The sequence below is a fragment of the Dyella sp. EPa41 genome (assembly GCF_016586165.1).
Taxonomy (GTDB): Bacteria; Pseudomonadota; Gammaproteobacteria; order Xanthomonadales; family Rhodanobacteraceae; genus Dyella.
This window is the reverse complement of record NZ_BCPR01000053.1, coordinates 15701-31956: the sequence shown is the minus strand read 5'-3', so window position 1 is coordinate 31956 and position 16256 is coordinate 15701. Positions and strand designations below refer to the sequence as shown.

Here is a 16256-nt window from a genome sequence, read left to right as displayed (position 1 = left end):
AACGCGGAAAACCGCTCTTCCTGTAGGAGCGCACCCAGTGCGCGATAACCCGGCGGAGCGGTGACGATGCACTGCCGCGGTCGCGCACTGGGTGCGCTCCTACAGGGGGCGCTGCTCGCTCAGTCGATTGCACGCACCAGCAAGGTGTTGCCGTCCACGCCCGTCACCTCCACGGTGCTGCCCGCTGGCAGGTCGGGCCCGCGCACCAGCCACAGGCTGTCGCCGACCTTGGCCTTGCCGCGGCCATTGACAATGGCTTCGGCCAGCACGTAGCGCTGGCCGATCTGCTGCTCGCCGCGCCGGTTGAGGCGGGACTCGGAGGGCTCGCCGCGCATCAGCTTCGGACGCAGCCAGTACCAGTAAGCCGCGCACGACAGAAAGGCCAGCGCGGCGAACGCGATCGCCTGGGTCAGCACCGACAGGCCGGGCACGGCCAGCACCAGCACGCCGGTCACCGCCGCGGCGATGCCGATCCACAACATGAAGTAGCCCGGCAGGACGACCTCGATGGCGATCAGCACCAGCGCGACGATCCACCACCAGTAATGCAGCGCAACCTGTTCCATCGCCATGCTCCGCTCAGCGCACCGGCGGCGGCACGCGGCGCGCGTCGCCCTGCTGCTGGCCCAGCGATTCCTTCGCCAGTTCGGCGATGCCCGCCAGCGAGCCGAGGATGCCGGTGGCCTCCATCGGCAGCAACAGCATCTTCTGGTTCGGCGAGTTGGCCATTTCCTTCAGCGCCTCGACGTACTTGTTGGCGACGAAGTAGTTCAACGCGTTGATATTGCCGTTGGCGATCGCATCGGACACCAGCTTGGTCGCCTGCGCCTCGGCCTCGGCCAGGCGAATGCGCGCCTCGGCCTCGCGGAACGCCGCCTCCTTCTTGCCTTCGGCGGCGAGGATGGCCGACTGTTTCTCGCCATCGGCCTTGAGCACGGCGGCCTGGCGGAAGCCTTCGGCTTCAAGGATGTTGGCGCGCTTCTCGCGCTCGGCCTTCATCTGGCGCGCCATCGAATCGACCAGGTCGCGCGGCGGCGCGATGTCCTTGATCTCGATGCGGTTGACTTTCACACCCCACGGATGGGTGGCCTCGTCCACCACGGTGAGCAGCTTGGCGTTGATGGCGTCGCGCTGGCTCAGCGATTCGTCGAGGTCCATCGAGCCCAGCACCGTGCGGATATTGGTCATCACCAGCGCCAGCGCGGCCTGCTCGAGGTTGGCCACCTCGTACGCCGCCTTGGCGGCATCGAGCACCTGGTAGAACACCACGCCATCCACGCGCACCACGGCGTTGTCCTTGGTGATGACGTCCTGCGATGGCACGTCCAGCACCTGTTCCATCATGTTCATCTTGCGGCCGATGCCGTAGATGAAGGGCATCAGGAAATGCAGGCCCGGCGACAACGTGCGCGTGTAGCGACCGAAGCGCTCCACCGTCCACTCGTAACCCTGCGGCACGATGCGCACCAGCTTGGCGAGCACGATCACCGCGACAATGACGACTACCAGCGCAAAAAGCTGACCCACGGCCCTGTCTCCTGATCCATGAAAACTGACCGGAGTATAGGCGAGCGCCGCTCCGGGGAATAACCGGTCAGCGCGGCCCCAGCGGCAGCATCAGGCTGACGCGCAAGCCGCCTTCTTCGCGATTGGCCAGCGCGATGCGCCCGCCGTGCGCCTCCACGATCTCGCGCGCCAGCGCCAGGCCGAGGCCGGTGCCGGAGCGCTTGGTGGAATAGAACGGCAACAGCGCCTGCGCCAGCACGGTTTCGCTCATGCCGGGGCCGCGGTCCGCCACCTCGATGCGCATGTCGCGGCCGATCGCCGCCAGCGACAGCGAGACGCCGTCTTCCGCACTGCCTGATTCATGCGCGTTCTTGATCAGGTTGATCAACACCTGCTCGATCTGCGCCGCATCGAACCAACCGGGCTGCTCGGGGATGGAGCCGCGCAACTGGAACTTGCAATGCAGCGACAGCCCATCGAGGAACGGTCGCCATGCGATCGAGACGGGTTGAGGTGCCGGCAGCTTGGCAAAACTGGCATAGCCGGCGATGAAGCCGTGCAGGTGCCTGGCGCGCTCGCCAATGGTGGCGAACACGCCCGGCAGGCGCGCGGTGTCGCCGCGACGCGCCAGCTCGGCGCCCGAGTGCGCCAGCGAGGAAATCGGCGCCAGCGAGTTGTTGAGCTCGTGGCTGATCACGCGGATCACGCGCTTCCAGGTCGCCACTTCCTGGCGTGAGAGTTCGCGCGTCATGCGGCGGAACAGCTGCAGGCGATGCGGGCGGCCCTGCAGGCGGAAACTGCGCTGCGAGAGATGGAAGGTTTCTTCGCCGCCGTCCATTTCCACGGTAAGCAAGGCATCCTCGCCGCCTTCGACGGCTCGCCGCAATGCCTCGGGGCTGTCGCTCAACAGCTCGATGAAACTGAGCCCATGCAGCGTGCGGCCTTCGTTGAACAGGTGCCGTGCCGCGATGTTGGCGTAGGTGACGCGGCCGCTGGCATCGGTGAGCACCAGCGCGACGGGCGTGTTCTGCACCACCGTATCCAGCAGCAGTTCGCGCTGCGCGAGATTCTGTCGCTGCTCGCGCAAGGTCTGGCCCAGCGCGTTGTGCATGCGGATCAGCTCGCCCAGTTCATCGCGACGCGTCGCGGCGATGGAGAAGCTGAAGTCTCCATCGCGATAGCTCGCCACCGCGCCTTCCAGCGCGCGCAGCAGCTTGGTGATCGGCGCCATCACGTAATGGCCGAGCCATAGCGACAGCGGCAGCAGGAAGGCCACGGAGATGGCCAGCGCGCTGTAGAAGCCGAAGTGCGCCGGGGCGCCCAGGTTGATGCCCAGGTCATGCTTCAGCCAGACCAGCAATTGCGGCAATGGCCACTGCGTGACGCCGGCAAAGACGAGCACACCGGACAGGCCGGCGAAGCCGAGCAACAGCACCATGCGCGATTCGAGCGATCGCAGACCACGCAGCATCAACGGTTTTCCTTGGAATGAAACGGCATCAATGGCACGTACCGGCTCCCATCGGCACGCAATTGACGTGGGGTCCGTGGCCGTTGTTGATGATCACGCGGATCGGCGACTGGTCTGGCGGAGCCTTGTCCCTGGCGGGCTGACTGCTGAAATTGAAACGCTGGGCCTCGCTGGCCGCCGTGCTGAGGGCGTCGTGGTAGGCGCTGTTCGTGGTGCTCGCCGCGGCCGGTGGCGTGCTCCAGCGATCGCTGGGCGGCGCAACGCCCTGCGCGGCCGCGCTGGCGCACAGCAGGCAGGTCACGAGCAGCAGATGTCGATAGCGCATCGTGCGGACTCCATCGGCACAGGGCACATCATCCTCGGCCCGCACCGCTACGGCAATCATGACGGATGGCGACGCCTTCCCCCGTAGGAGCGCACCCAGTGCGCGTCCATGACGAAGCCAGGCCACCATCGCGATGGATGAGGTGGCAGGAACGCCGAGACGCTGCGGTCGCGCACTGGGTGCGCCCCTACAGGGGGCGCCCTTACGCCTGCGCCAGCCCGTAGCGCTCCATGCGGCGGTACAGCGCCTGGCGCGAGAGGCCGAGGGCCTGCGCGGCGCGGCTGACGACGCCGCCGGCATGCTCCAGCGCGGCCTCCACCGACTCGCGGCTCGGCTCGTCGAGATTGCGGTTGGCGGCCGGCGCCAGCTGCGGCAGGTTGAGTTGTTCAGGCGTGATGCGGCCGTCGGCGGCCAGCAGCGCGGCACGTTCGATGGCGTTCTTCAGCTCGCGCACGTTGCCTGGCCAGGGATAGGCCAGCAGCGACTCGCGCGCGGCATCGGTGAGCTCGGCGCGGCCACCCAGGAAGTGATCGGCCAGGGGCAGGATGTCGTCCACGCGCTCGGCCAGCGGCGGCAGGTTCACTTCGATGACATTGAGGCGGTAATACAGGTCTTCGCGGAAGGTGCCCGCGCGGATCATCGCCTTCAGGTCGGCATTGGTCGCACTCAGCACGCGTACCTTCACGTGACGCGTGCGGCCCGAGCCCAGCCGCTCGAACTGCCCCGTTTCCAGCACGCGCAGCAGCTTCACCTGGCCTGACAGCGGCAGGTTGCCGATCTCGTCCAGGAACAGCGTGCCGCCGTCGGCCATCTCGAAGCGACCTTCGCGCGCCTTGTTGGCGCCGGTGTATGCGCCGGCTTCGGCACCGAACAGTTCGGCTTCGATCAGCTCGCCCGGCAGCGCCCCGCAATTCACCGCGATGAACGCGCCACGCTTCACCGCCGAGTTGGCATGGACGATGGCCGCGATACGTTCCTTGCCGGCGCCGTTGGGGCCGGTGATGAGCACGGGCACATCCGAGCGCGCCACCTGGCAGGCCAGGTCCAGCGTGCGGGCCATGGCTTCGGAGGCGAACACGAGGCTGTCGAGGTCATAGCGGCGCTGCAGGTCTTCGCGACGCTTGCGACGCTCGTTGCGGGCACGCGCCACTTCGCGCGTGGATTCGGACAGCTCCAGCAGGTTCTCGACCGTGGCGAGCAGCTTGGCGTCGTCCCACGGCTTGGCGAGATAGTCGGCGGCGCCGGCCTTCACCAGTTCCACCGCGGTTTCCAGGTGCGTCCAGGCGGTGAGCAGGATCACCGGAAGATCGGCGTGGCGCTGGCGGATGGCGCGGAACAGCGCGATGCCCTCCTCGCCCGAGGTCGTGTCGGCGGTGAAGTTCATGTCCTGGATCACCACGTCGACCCGGTCGCGCTCCAGCATGTCCAACCCTTGCTCGGGCGTGAGCGCGATCAGCGGGCGGATTTCGTGCAGGGACAGCGCCAGCGAGAGAGCCTCGCCCACGGCCGGGTTGTCGTCGATGATCAGTACGGTTCGCATTCGTCGCTTGCACATGTAGGCGTGGATGCAGCTCCACGCCAAAAGGTTGCCATCTTTCGATGAATTCGTCTCGAAAGCCTGGATGCCCCCTCTCCCCGCTGGGGGAGAGGGCTGGGGTGAGGGGCAATCTTGCGGGAAGGCAAGGTCGGGGCGTGCTTCGGCTTAACGCAATCGCAAGCCCCACTTCTCACCTCAGTCCTCTCCTTGCTCCTCAAAGCCGCGGCCGTCCATGGCCGCTCCCCGCGTACCCCGGAGGGGAGAGGAGGTAGAGCCTGCTAGCCCTTGGCGGGATGCGCCGGCGCCTTGCCGGACTTCACGTCGGCGATCCAGGCGTCGGTGCGGGCTTCCAGCACGTCCAGCGGCAGCGCGCCGCCGCCCAGGATCTCGTCGTGGAAGGAGCGGATGTCGAACTTGTCGCCCAGCTCCTTCTTGGCGCGCTCACGCAGCTCCAGGATCTTCAGCTGGCCCATCTTGTAGGCCAGCGCCTGGCCCGGCCAGGTGATGTAGCGGTCGGTCTCGGCCTGCACGTCCGGCTCGTCCTCGCTGGAGTGCTGGTGGAAGAAGTCCACCATCTGCTGGCGCGACCAGTGCTTGTAGTGCACGCCGGTGTCGAGCACGAGGCGGTCGGCGCGCAGCAGCTCGTCGACGAGGCGGCCGTAGTCGGACAGCGGATCCTTGTAGAAGCCGATGTCCTTGCCCAGGCGCTCGGCATACAGCGCCCAGCCTTCGATGTAGGCGTTGTAGCCCGCCTGCTGGCGGAACGGCGGCAGGCCCGGCAGCGTCTGCGCGATCGAGATCTGCATGTGATGGCCCGGCACGCCTTCGTGGTAGGCGGTGGACTCGATGGTCAGCACGCTGCGGTTGGCGAAGTCACCCGTATTGACGAACACCTTGCCCGGACGCGAGCCGTCCGGCGTGCCCTGCTGGTATTCGGCAGCGGCGGCTTCCTTCTCGCGGAAGGCTTCCACCGGCACCACATGCACCTGGGTCTTGGGCAGCAGGCCGAACAGCTTGGGCAGCTCCGGCTGCATGCCGGCGATATAGGTGCGATAGCGGTTGAGGATGTCCTCGCGCGAGGTCGCGTGGGTCTTGGGGTTGGTCTTGAGCGACTCGCGGAAGCTGGCCAGGTCCTTGAAGCCCTGCGACTTGGCGATCGCGGTCATCTCGCCTTCGATGCGCTTCACCTCGGACAGGCCGATCTCGTGGATGCGCTCCGGCGTTTCCTTGGTGGTGGTCATCTGCTCGGCCTGGAAGCGATAGATCGCATCGCCATTGGGCAGCTGCCATACGCCCGGCTCGGTGCGGCCGTGCGGTGCGTAATCCTTGGCCACGAACTGGCCGAGCTTCTGGTAAGCCGGACGCACCTGCTGGTCGATCGCGGCGAGGATGGCGTCATGCAGGCGCTTCTGGTCGGCCGCGGACACCGACTTGGGGAAGTGCTTCAGCGGCTCGGCGAACACGCTGTCCATGCCGGTCGGCTTGGCGATGCTGTCGATCTGCACCACCACCTTGTCCAGCAGGTACCTGGGCGGCATCATGCCGTCCTTCATGCCCTGGCGCGCCACGTCGGTCACCTGGTCGAACAGCTTCGGCACGGCCTTCAGGCGCGCCAGGTAATCGTCGTATTCCTTGGTGCTGTTGAACGGGATCGAGCTGACGAAGCCGGCCAGGCGCAGGTGCACGCCGCTCATCTGCTCCAGCGGCATCTCGTCGATCTTCAGGTCATGCGCCTTCAGCGCGTCCTGCAGCTGGCGGATCATCAGCTGAAGGTTGAGCTTGTCTTCATCGGATAAACCGGTGGTAGGGATGGCCTGGAAACGAGCAAGGAAATCCTTGGTCTTGGCGTATTCGGCCTGCTGCCTGGCCAGGGAGGCGTCACTCCAACGGTCGTTGTAGCGCAGGTCGCCCAGGATCGTGGCGAACTCGGGCGAGGTTTCCAGCGTGTGCTGCCACTGCTCGGCGAGCAGCGCATTGAGCGCCTTCACGTTCGGAGACTCTTCCGCCGTGGCGGCATGGGCTGATGCCACGCAGGCCAACGACAACAGGCCTGACACGAGCATTCGCGGTCCGATCTTCATGGATTGATCCCTTGGGGTGGAGAGGCGCCTATTCTGCACGGGTCCGGGCACGTTGCCCGTGCCGGACCGCATGGAAGGGCGTTCAGACAGACCGCGTGGCCACCACCGGCGGCACGGCCGCCGCACGCAAGGCCGGGCCCAGCACGGCGAGCTGGCCCAGCAGCCACAGCACCACCGCGCTGATGGGCAGGTAGGCCACCGGCAACCGGGGCAATTCGTAGAACTTCATCAGCACGATGTTGAGCACGACGGCCATGGCCAGGCCGACGGCGATGCCGCCGGTGACGATGAGGAAGTTCTCCGTCTGGAAGTAGCGCAGGATGTCCTGCCGCGTCGCACCAATGGCACGGCGGATGCCGATCTGCTTGCGCCGCTGCTGCACCCAGAAGCTCGCCAGGCCGACGATGCCCAGCGCCGTCACCAGCAGCAGCGCCACGATCACCCCCACCAGCATGCCGGCCATGATGCGGCTGGGGCGAAAGAAATCGCTGCGAAGGTCGGACACCGTGCGGCTTTGCGTCAGGTCGAGCACAGCTTCGGGCGACGCCTTCTGCGCGGCGTCGCGCGCCTCGCGCAACACGCGCGGAAGATCGGCGGGCGCGGCGCGTATCGCATAGGTGCCGTTCAACACCTTGCCCGGCGCCATCGGGGCGAATACCGACCATTCGGCGGCACCGCTGCCGCGCGTTCCGCCGGGGTCGGGCCGCACCAGGTGCGCCAGCACGCCGACCACGCGAAAATGGAACTTGTCGGTGACCCAGAATTCCTTGCCCAAGGCGGATTGCCCTGGCCACAACTTGTCGGCCAGCGTGCGGCTGATCCACACCGGCGTATCGGCCGGCACCCAGACATCGCCGGTGCGGAAATCCTCAGGCTGGAATGGCTGGCCTTCCGCGAGATGCAGGCCGAGCGTCTCGGCTGCGCCGGGGCCACCGAGATAGAAATGCGGCACGGCAACGTAGTGCTCACGATCGATGGTGACGCCGTTGTCGCCGGCGCGCTCGCCGAACGGCAGCGTGTTGACCGCGGCCACCGATTGCACGCCGGGCACGGCACGCAGTGCCGCCATCACCCGCGCATTGAGGTCGCTGCTGTTGCAGTCGTCGCAATCGAGCCTGATCAGGGCGAGCGAGGATTCGTCCACGCCGCTTTCGATCTGCATCAGGCCGATGCGCGAGGCGATGAGGAAACACGCATTGCACAGCACGGCGCAAGCCAGCGCGATTTCCAGCGCGATGAGCAGGGTCGCCGTGCGATGACGGCGCAACGCGGCGAGGATCGGGGCAAAGTCCATCATCGGCTCCTCACAGGGTCTTCAACTGCCAGGCCGGCGCCACGCGGCAGGCGCGCAACGCGGGAAGCACGCCAGCCAGCACGCTGGTGCCCACGGCAAGCACGAAGGTGAGCAGGAACATCGGCACGTCCAGCCGCGCGAGGTCCGCATAGGCCACCGGCTGCTGTCGCACCAGCCACAAGCCCAGCAGCGTCAGCAGCAGGCCAAACAGACCGCCGATCAACCCGATCACCGCCGACTCCACCATGCATTGCGCGAACACCGCGGCACGGCTCGCGCCCAGCGCGCGCCGCACGCCGATCTCGCCACTGCGCCGCAGGAACTTCGCCAGCAGCAGGCCGACGGTGTTGAACAGGCAGATGGTGAGGAACGCGAACGACAGCCAGGTCTGCAGGCGCACGTCCGAAGGCACCACGCCATTGAAATCCAGCCATTCCATCAGGCTGCGCATGCGCGTGTTGCCCGCATGCGTGAAGCGGCCCAGCGCTTTCTGCTGCGCCGCATAGTCGGCGACGAAGCGGCGGTAGTCGGCGACCTTGGCGGCGTTGTCGAGCTGCACCCACAGGCCAAGCCACACGCAGGGCGCATCCTGCAGGTGACCCGTGCGGGCTGGCAGGCTCCAGCAGGTGAACTGCCAGAAGCTGCCGTCGTTGATCTCCAGCCCGGTGAAGAACGGCGTGATGACGTCCTCGGTCTTGCTGTAGTAATCGGAGGTGTCGCCGTTGGCGAAGCGACCGCCCGCGACCATGTAGAACTGCGGCGAGGGGCGCCATGGCTTGAGCACGCCGACGATGCGCACGTCGCTGTTTCGCAGGCGCAACGTGCGACCCACGCTGTTGGCGCCAGCGAACAGCTTCTGGTTGAGGTCGGCGCTGATCACCGCGACGCGTGCGCGCGATACGTCGTCCTGCGCGCTCCACGCGCCACCGTATTGGAACGGCACGTCGAACATCGGGAAGAAATCCGACGTGGTGGACAGCATCATCGACATGACCGGCGGCGCGCCGCTGGCGGGATCGCTGAGTTTCAGCCTGCTGTCGACCACGATGGCCTGGCGATCCGCGCGGTGTGCGCTCCACAGGTCCACCGCCGACTGGTAGTCGAGCTTGTCGTAGGGCTCCTTGTCATCCGTACGCTTCGGATCGGGATCCACCTGCGGATAGAAGATGTGCTGGCTGCGGCCCGGCAAGGGATCGCCGGACAACAGATGCGTCACCGTCAGCGTCGTCATGCTCGCGCCGATGCCCACGGCGATGGCCAGCACCATCAGGGCCGTGAGCATCGTGTTGCGACGCAGGCTGCGAAACGCCAGGTCAAGGTAATAGGCGAACATCCACTGCGCTCCTTGTCTTTCCAACTCCGTGCAGCCGGCGGATCACACCGACCGCGTCGCCACCACCGGCGGCACCGCGGCCGCCCGCATCGCCGGACCAAGCACCGCGAGCTGGCCGATCACCCACAGCAGCAGCGCACCGACCGGAAAATAGATCGCCGGCAGTCGCGGCAGCTCGTAGTGCACCATCAGCAGCAGGTTGATGCCGTAGGCCAACACCATGCCGACCGCGATGCCGATGGTGGCGAGCAGGAAGTTCTCGGTCTGAAAGTAACGCAGGATATTGCTGCGCGTGGCCCCCAGCGCGCGGCGCACGCCGATCTGCCGGCGCCGCTGCGCCACCCAGAAGCTGCCCAGGCCGACGATGCCCAGCGCGGTCACCACCAGCAACGCCACGCACACGCCCACCAGCAGGCCGGCCATGGCGCGGTCGTTCTGGAAGAAGTCATGGCGCATGTCGTCGAAGGTGTGCTTCTTCAGCACCACGCGATGCGGGTTGATTTCCTTGAGCTTGGCCAGCGCCGCGGCCAGCACGCGGTCGCGGTCCTGCGGCGAGGCGGTGCGTATCACGTACACGCCCCGCGCCTCGCGCATGGGCAGGATCATGCTGTAGCTCTTGGCGGCATCGTCCCCAATGGAAGGCCGCACCAGCTCCTTTACCACGCCGACCACGGTGAGCGGGATGTCGGAGAGATAGATCTGCTTGCCCAGCGCCTGCTGACCCGGCCACAGCCGCTGCGCCATGTTCTGCGTGATCATGATCACATGGGGAATCGACTTGGTGTCACGCGCATGCACTGCGCGCATCACGACATCGAAGTCCATGAAATCGTCGGGCTGCAGGTCACGGCCGGCAATCACCTGGAGCCCCAAGCCCGGACCGATGTTCTCGCCGGAATACATGGTGGCATTGAGCGTGGACAGGTTCTGCTTGGGATCGAGCTTGATGCCCGCGTTGGAGGAGGAATTGCCGAACGGCACCTGGTTCAGCGAGGCCACCTGGGCGACGCCGGGGATCTGGCGCAACGCGGCGAGATCTTCGGCGGTGCGCGCCTTCTCGTCCTTGGTGACGCCGATGTCCGCCAGCTCGATATGCAGGAGGTTGTGTTCATCCACCCCGCTCTGCATGTTCATGCGGTCCAGGCGTTGGTTGATGATGAACACTGCGTTGCACACGATGGCGCAGGTGAGCGCGATCTCGATGATCACCAGGAAGGCGGTGATCTTGTGGCGGCGCAACGTGGAAAGAATGGGCAGGATTTCCATCGTCAGGTCCTCACTGGCTCTTCAGTTGCAGCGCGGGGGTGATCTGGCAGGCACGCCATGCCGGCAGCAAACCTGCCAGCAAGGTGGAACCGATCGCCAGCAGGAAGGTGATCAACAGCATCTTCACGTCCAGATGAGCGAGTGACGCGTAGTTGGACGGCTGCAACCGCACCAGCCAGAGACCGGTGAAGGCCAGCACCAGGCCACCGATACCGCCCGCCAGGCCGATGACGCCCGACTCCACCAGCAGCTGCGAAAACACTTCGCGCTTCGATGCACCCAGGGCGCGACGCACGCCGAGTTCGCCGGCGCGGCGCAGGAACTTCGCCAGCATCAGGCCCACCGTGTTGACCAGGCACACCAGCAGGAAGCCGAACGCCAGCCAGGTCTGCAGGCGCACGTCACCCGGCACCACCTTGTTGATGTCCAGCCATTCCATCAGGTCGGGCAGGCGCACGTTCGGCGGACGCTCGAAGCGACCGAGGCTCTTCTGCTCCTGCGAGTAATGCGTCAGGAACTCCTTGTACGAGGCGACCTTGGCGGCGCTGTCCAACTGCACCCAGAACTGCAGCCACACGCAGGGTGAGGTTTCCGCATGCTCCTGGTCGCCACCACCGGTACCCCAGCAATCGGTGGAACCGTTGTGGTCGAAGTGCGCGTCGCGCGAGGTGGACAAGGGCACGAAGACATCTTCCGCCGCCGCGTAGTTGCCCATGTAGACATCGTAGAAATGCGGATTCGGGCGCCAGCTGTCGAGCACGCCGATCACCTGGAAGGCAAGATCCTTCATGCGCAAGGTCTGGCCGGTGCTGTCCTTGCCGCCGAACAGCTTGTCGTTGAGCGTGCGCGTGATCACCACCACGCGCGCCTTGCTCTCGTCGTCCGACGCGCTCCAGCCATGGCCATAGAGGAATGGCACCTTGAACATCGGGAAGAAGTCGGCGGTGGTGTAGCGCGCGTCGCCATAAAACGGCTCCATGCCCGATTGCGCAGGCTGCACCGGCACCGCGCCACCCGTCATCAGCGCCTGTCGATCGCCGCGCTTGGCACGCATCAGGTTCTGTCCATCCGTCCAGGTCACCTGTCGCGGCGGCTCCTTGCCCGGCTCATAGCCGTCCATGTCACGCGGATCGATCTGCGGATAGAACAGCGTGTCGCTGCTGCCCGGCAGTGGATCACCCGACAGCACGTGCAGCACCGTCAGCGTGGTCATGCTGGCGCCGATGCCGAGCGCGATGGCCAGCACCATCAGCGCGGTCAGGACCCGATTGCGGCGCAGGCTGCGCAGCGCGAGATCCAGGTAATAGCTGAACATAGATATCCCCTCTTTACCTCGTCTACCGCGCGGTCACACCGACCGCGTGGCTTCCACCGGCGGCACGCGCGAAGCACGCATCGCCGGCGCCAGCACCGCGCCCTGTCCAAGCAACAGCAGGATCACCACACCGGCCAGCACGTACACCAGCGACAAGCGGTGCATCTCGAAGCGGGTGACCAGCCACAGGTTGATCGCTACCGCGAGCAAGGTGCCCACCACCACGCCGCCGCAGCTGATCAGGAAGTTCTCCGTCATGAAGTAATGCAGGATGTCCTGCCGCGTCGCGCCTAGCGCGCGCCGCACGCCGATCTGCTTGCGGCGCTGGCCCACCCAGAAACTGGTCAGGCCGACGATGCCCGCGGCGGTGATGGCGAGCAGCACCACGCAGATCACGCCCATCAGGATGGCCATGCCCCGATCGCGCTCGTAGGCGCGCGAACGCACCTGGCTGAAACTCAGGATGCCATCCTCGTCGTTGATCACGCGACGCGGGTTGTGCTCGAACAGTGCCTTGGGCGCGGCTCGCATGGCGGCGTCCAGCTGGCCGGGGCGCGCGCGCACGATGTACCAGCCGCCCAGCGAGATGGCGAGGCGCTTGGGCACGATCACCGAGCGATAGGCAAACCCGGCTGCCCAGCGATCCACGCTCTGCGACTGCAGCAGTTCGACCACGCCGATGATGGTGGTCGGTCCGCCCACCAGGTAGATCGTCTTGCCGACGGCATCACCGCTGGGGAACAGCTTGTTGGCCAACGCCTTGGTCACGATCACCACGGGCGGGCTGAGGCGGTCGCGCACGTTCATCGAGGTGATTTCCTCGCTGCGGAAATTGCGCCCCGCGACCAGCTTGATGCCCAGCGTATCGATGAAGTGGTCATCGCCGAAGTAGATGGCTGCGCCCGAGGTGTCCTGCAATTGCTCGGGCTTGAGCTTGATGCCGTCATCCCAGCCGCCGCCGCGCAGTGGGTAGGAATTGCTGGGCGTGGCGTCCTGCACGCCCGGCAGGGCCCGCAGGACGCTGATGTCCTCGCGCATCTTCGCATCGACCTGCTCGGCGGTGGCCTGCCCCACCCACTCGTTCTGCACCACGAAGATGTTGGGCTCGTCCAGGCCCGTCGGCTCGGACAGGTGCGCGAGGCGCTGCTGGATGATGAACAGCGCGTTGCACACGATCGCCAGCGTCAACGCGATCTGCATCGCGATCAGGAACGTACCCGCCTTGTGGCGGCGCAACGCGGAGAGAATCGGCTTGATCTGCACGGTCATCTCCTCGCCTCAGTTCGACTTCAGCTGCCACGCGGGCTGGACCTGCGCCGCGCGCCACGTGGGATAGAAGGCCGCCAGCACGGTGGCCGCGATCGCCAGCAACAGCGTCAGCGCCACCAGCGAGATATCCAGGTGCGCCAGCCGCGCGATCTGCGGTTCGAACACGAGGCCGACGCCGAACATGCCTGCACCGGTCAGCACCAGGCCGAGCACGCCGCCGGCAAGCCCCACCATGGCCGCCTCGGCGAGAAACTGTCGATAGATGTCCGCACGCGATGCGCCCAACGCGCGGCGAACGCCGATTTCAGGAGCCCTCCGCATGAATTTCGCCAACAGCAGGCCGATCGTGTTGACCAGGCAGATCAGCAGGAAGCCCAGCGCCAGCGACAGCGAGATGCGGCTTTCCGGCGGCACGGCATGCTCGTGGTCGAGCCAGGCATGCACGTCGCGCAACCGGTTATTCGGCGCCCAGTTGAAGCGGCCGGCCTTGCGCTGTTCTTCCGCATAGCCGTCCAGGAACTGGCGGAACGCCTGCACCTGGTCGGCCGTGTTCAGCTCCACCCACGGGCTGATCCACACGCATTCGCCGCGCAGCCAGCTGTCGAAGTCGTTGCCGCGCTTGCCGTCGCTGCCGCAGTTGTTGTTGCCGTAGGTGTCGATGCGCTGGTCGATCGCGTAGGTGAACGGGATGTACACCTGCGGCGGGTCGGCATACGCGTTGCCGCTGAACATGTCGAAAAAGCGCGGCTTGGGATCCCAGTTCTCGGTGACGCCGACGATGCGGTACTGGCGATCCTCCAGCATGAGGCGGCGCCCCACGCTGTTCTCGCCGCCGAACAGTTTCTGGTTGAGCGCACGGCTGATCACCACCACCGGCTCGCGTCCTTGGTCCTGCTCGGCGCCCCAGCCGTCGCCGTACTGGAACGGCACGTCGAACATCGGGAAGAAGTCACCGTACGTCGCATAACCCAGGGCCTTGAACGGCATGCGGTGCGCATCGTCCGGCGTCACCGACAACCCGACCTGGAACAGCAGCGTCTGGCGCGTTGCCTTGTGCGCGCGCATCAGCGCCATGGCGTCGGTGTAGTTGAGCGCATCGGGCGGCTCGCCCTCGCGGTTGTACTGCGGACCGCGATTGTCGATCTGCGGCGCGAACAGTTGCGCCGACTTCTGCGGGATCGGATCGCCCGAGACCGCCCGGAACACGGCGTACGTCACCATCGACGCCGCCACGCCAAACCCGATCGACATGATCATCAGCGCGGTCAGCAGCGGATTGCGCCGCAGGCTGTTCGTGCCAAGTCGCAGGTTGTGGACAAACATGCCGCTCATGGATACCTCGTTACGCTTGCGGACTCCGCCGATGACATTCTTCCGTGGCTTGCCGGCGACGCCTCGTTAGACCGAGCGCGTCGCCTCCACCGGCGGCACGCGCGAGGCGCGCATCGCCGGCGCCAGCGTGGCGCCCTGGCCGAGCAACAGCAGGGCGGCGACGCCGACCAGCACATAAGGCACGGAAAGACGCGCCATCTCGTACTGCGTCACCAGCCACAGGTTCATGGCGATCGCCAGCAGCGCGCCGATCACCACCCCAGCCACGCCGATCAGCAGGTTCTCGGTGAGGAAGTAGCTGAGGATGTCGTGCTTGGTGGCGCCCAGCGCGCGCCGCACGCCGATCTGCTTGCGACGCTGCCCGACCCAGAAGCTGGTGAGGCCGACGATGCCCGCGGCAGTGATGCCCAACAGCACCAGGCACACCACGCCCATCAGGATCGCCATGCCGCGGTCGCCCTTGTAGGCGTGCTCGCGCACTTCGGCGAAGGTGCGCACACCGCGATCGCTGGGAATCACACGCATGCGGTTCACCTTCACCAGCGCCGCCGGCGCCGCCTTCAGCACGTCACCCAGCTGGCCGGGCTTGGCACGGATCAGGTAGTTGGTGAACGCACTGGTCAGCTGCACCGGCTGGATCAGCGAGTTTTCGTAGAACGAATCGGACCAGGTGCCATTCCACGGCACTTGCAGGCGCTCCACGATGCCGACGATGGTGCTCGGCTTCTTGGAGTCGCCGATGTAGAGCGTCTTGCCCAGCGCGTGGCCGTCGGGATACATCTTGTCGGCCAGTGCCTTGCTCACGATGATCGCGGCCGGATCGGGAATGGCCTGCGGATCGGCTTCCACGATTTCGTCAGAGCGGAAGTTGCGCCCTTCGACAAGGCGAACACCCATGGTCGCCAGCGTGTGTTCGTCACCAAAGTACTGCGTGGTATGCGCCTTGGAGTCCTTGGCGTCCACGTCGGTGCGCACGCCGGTCGACCAGCCGCCGCCGCGCAACGGATAGGAGTTGACGGCCACCACGTCCTGCACGCCAGGGAGCTGGCGCAGCGCGGCGAGGTCTGCCTTGATCAGCGGCGCGGCGTTGTTTTCCTCGGTGCCGACGAAGCGGTTCTGGATCGCCATCAGATCGCTCTCCACCAGGCCGGTGGGCCGGTGGACGCGGTCCAGGCGCTGGCTGATGATGAAGAGCGCATTGCAAACGATCGCCAGCGTCAGCGCGATCTGCAGGGCGATCAGGACGGTGCCGGCCTTGTGGCGCTTGAGGGCGGCGAGAATGGGCTTGATCTGCAACATGGTCGTTAGAGCCTATTCAATGTCTCCGCGTGGCTCGCGCAGGGAGCTGTTTGCGCGCCAGCCAAGGAAGAATGAGGGAATGTATGTCGATACATGACTGAGTGATGACGCCGGCTGGCGGGCAAACAGCCCCTGCCCGCAGGGTTGGCCACCGATGGCTGCCAGGGAGCGGCCCGCGTCTTGGCCTGACGACCAGTCAGGCGCGGCAACACAGTCCGCTCCCTGGCA

General features: G+C 66.2%; 13 protein-coding genes. All 13 read right to left on the bottom strand.

The window, feature by feature from the left end:
• Window positions 1-119: 119 nt before the first annotated feature.
• Window positions 120-566: an NfeD family protein gene (locus JMF82_RS15825; RefSeq protein WP_201315520.1), complete on the bottom strand. Its 447-nt coding sequence runs from the start codon at window positions 564-566 to the stop codon at window positions 120-122.
• A gap of 13 nt (window positions 567-579) precedes the next feature.
• Window positions 580-1527, bottom strand: coding sequence for an SPFH domain-containing protein (locus JMF82_RS15820; RefSeq protein WP_201315519.1), 948 nt, complete (start codon window positions 1525-1527; stop codon window positions 580-582).
• A 67-nt stretch (window positions 1528-1594) separates the two neighbouring features.
• Complete coding sequence (locus JMF82_RS15815; protein WP_201315518.1) at window positions 1595-2977, bottom strand: ATP-binding protein; 1383 nt, start codon at window positions 2975-2977, stop codon at window positions 1595-1597.
• 28 nt (window positions 2978-3005) lie between these two features.
• Window positions 3006-3302, bottom strand: a complete 297-nt coding sequence (locus JMF82_RS15810; protein WP_201315517.1) for a hypothetical protein — start codon at window positions 3300-3302, stop codon at window positions 3006-3008.
• A 202-nt stretch (window positions 3303-3504) separates the two neighbouring features.
• A complete protein-coding gene (locus JMF82_RS15805) occupies window positions 3505-4842 on the bottom strand; it encodes a sigma-54 dependent transcriptional regulator (protein ID WP_201315516.1) in 1338 nt (445 codons plus the stop codon).
• A 275-nt stretch (window positions 4843-5117) separates the two neighbouring features.
• Window positions 5118-6920: a DUF885 family protein gene (locus tag JMF82_RS15800; RefSeq protein WP_201315515.1), complete on the bottom strand. Its 1803-nt coding sequence runs from the start codon at window positions 6918-6920 to the stop codon at window positions 5118-5120.
• 82 nt (window positions 6921-7002) lie between these two features.
• Window positions 7003-8214: an FtsX-like permease family protein gene (locus JMF82_RS15795; RefSeq protein ID WP_201315514.1), complete on the bottom strand. Its 1212-nt coding sequence runs from the start codon at window positions 8212-8214 to the stop codon at window positions 7003-7005.
• Between the two features lie 10 nt (window positions 8215-8224).
• Window positions 8225-9547: an ABC transporter permease gene (locus JMF82_RS15790; protein WP_201315513.1), complete on the bottom strand. Its 1323-nt coding sequence runs from the start codon at window positions 9545-9547 to the stop codon at window positions 8225-8227.
• A 42-nt stretch (window positions 9548-9589) separates the two neighbouring features.
• A complete protein-coding gene (locus JMF82_RS15785; protein ID WP_201315512.1) occupies window positions 9590-10813 on the bottom strand; it encodes an FtsX-like permease family protein in 1224 nt (407 codons plus the stop codon).
• A 10-nt stretch (window positions 10814-10823) separates the two neighbouring features.
• Window positions 10824-12128, bottom strand: coding sequence for an ABC transporter permease (locus JMF82_RS15780; protein WP_201315511.1), 1305 nt, complete (start codon window positions 12126-12128; stop codon window positions 10824-10826).
• A 33-nt stretch (window positions 12129-12161) separates the two neighbouring features.
• Window positions 12162-13397, bottom strand: a complete 1236-nt coding sequence (locus JMF82_RS15775; RefSeq protein WP_201315510.1) for an ABC transporter permease — start codon at window positions 13395-13397, stop codon at window positions 12162-12164.
• Between the two features lie 9 nt (window positions 13398-13406).
• On the bottom strand, window positions 13407-14720 hold the full coding sequence (locus tag JMF82_RS15770; protein WP_201315521.1) for an ABC transporter permease: 1314 nt from the start codon (window positions 14718-14720) through the stop codon (window positions 13407-13409).
• Window positions 14721-14795: 75 nt separating this feature from the next.
• Window positions 14796-16028, bottom strand: a complete 1233-nt coding sequence (locus JMF82_RS15765; RefSeq protein WP_201315509.1) for an FtsX-like permease family protein — start codon at window positions 16026-16028, stop codon at window positions 14796-14798.
• Window positions 16029-16256: the final 228 nt, after the last annotated feature.

Bases quoted from the DNA above. Each gene is read 5' to 3' on its own strand.
- JMF82_RS15775 (WP_201315510.1), bottom strand. From the start codon at position 13,397: ATGACCGTGCAGATCAAGCCGATTCTCTCCGCGTTGCGCCGCCACAAG.
- JMF82_RS15785 (WP_201315512.1), bottom strand. From the start codon at position 10,813: ATGGAAATCCTGCCCATTCTTTCCACGTTGCGCCGCCACAAGATCACC.
- JMF82_RS15790 (WP_201315513.1), bottom strand. From the start codon at position 9,547: ATGTTCGCCTATTACCTTGACCTGGCGTTTCGCAGCCTGCGTCGCAAC.
- JMF82_RS15780 (WP_201315511.1), bottom strand. From the start codon at position 12,128: ATGTTCAGCTATTACCTGGATCTCGCGCTGCGCAGCCTGCGCCGCAAT.
- JMF82_RS15805 (WP_201315516.1), bottom strand. From the start codon at position 4,842: ATGCGAACCGTACTGATCATCGACGACAACCCGGCCGTGGGCGAGGCT.
- JMF82_RS15825 (WP_201315520.1), bottom strand. From the start codon at position 566: ATGGAACAGGTTGCGCTGCATTACTGGTGGTGGATCGTCGCGCTGGTG.
- JMF82_RS15795 (WP_201315514.1), bottom strand. From the start codon at position 8,214: ATGGACTTTGCCCCGATCCTCGCCGCGTTGCGCCGTCATCGCACGGCG.
- JMF82_RS15770 (WP_201315521.1), bottom strand. From the start codon at position 14,720: ATGTTTGTCCACAACCTGCGACTTGGCACGAACAGCCTGCGGCGCAAT.
- JMF82_RS15810 (WP_201315517.1), bottom strand. From the start codon at position 3,302: ATGCGCTATCGACATCTGCTGCTCGTGACCTGCCTGCTGTGCGCCAGC.
- JMF82_RS15800 (WP_201315515.1), bottom strand. From the start codon at position 6,920: ATGAAGATCGGACCGCGAATGCTCGTGTCAGGCCTGTTGTCGTTGGCC.
- JMF82_RS15765 (WP_201315509.1), bottom strand. From the start codon at position 16,028: ATGTTGCAGATCAAGCCCATTCTCGCCGCCCTCAAGCGCCACAAGGCC.
- JMF82_RS15815 (WP_201315518.1), bottom strand. From the start codon at position 2,977: ATGCTGCGTGGTCTGCGATCGCTCGAATCGCGCATGGTGCTGTTGCTC.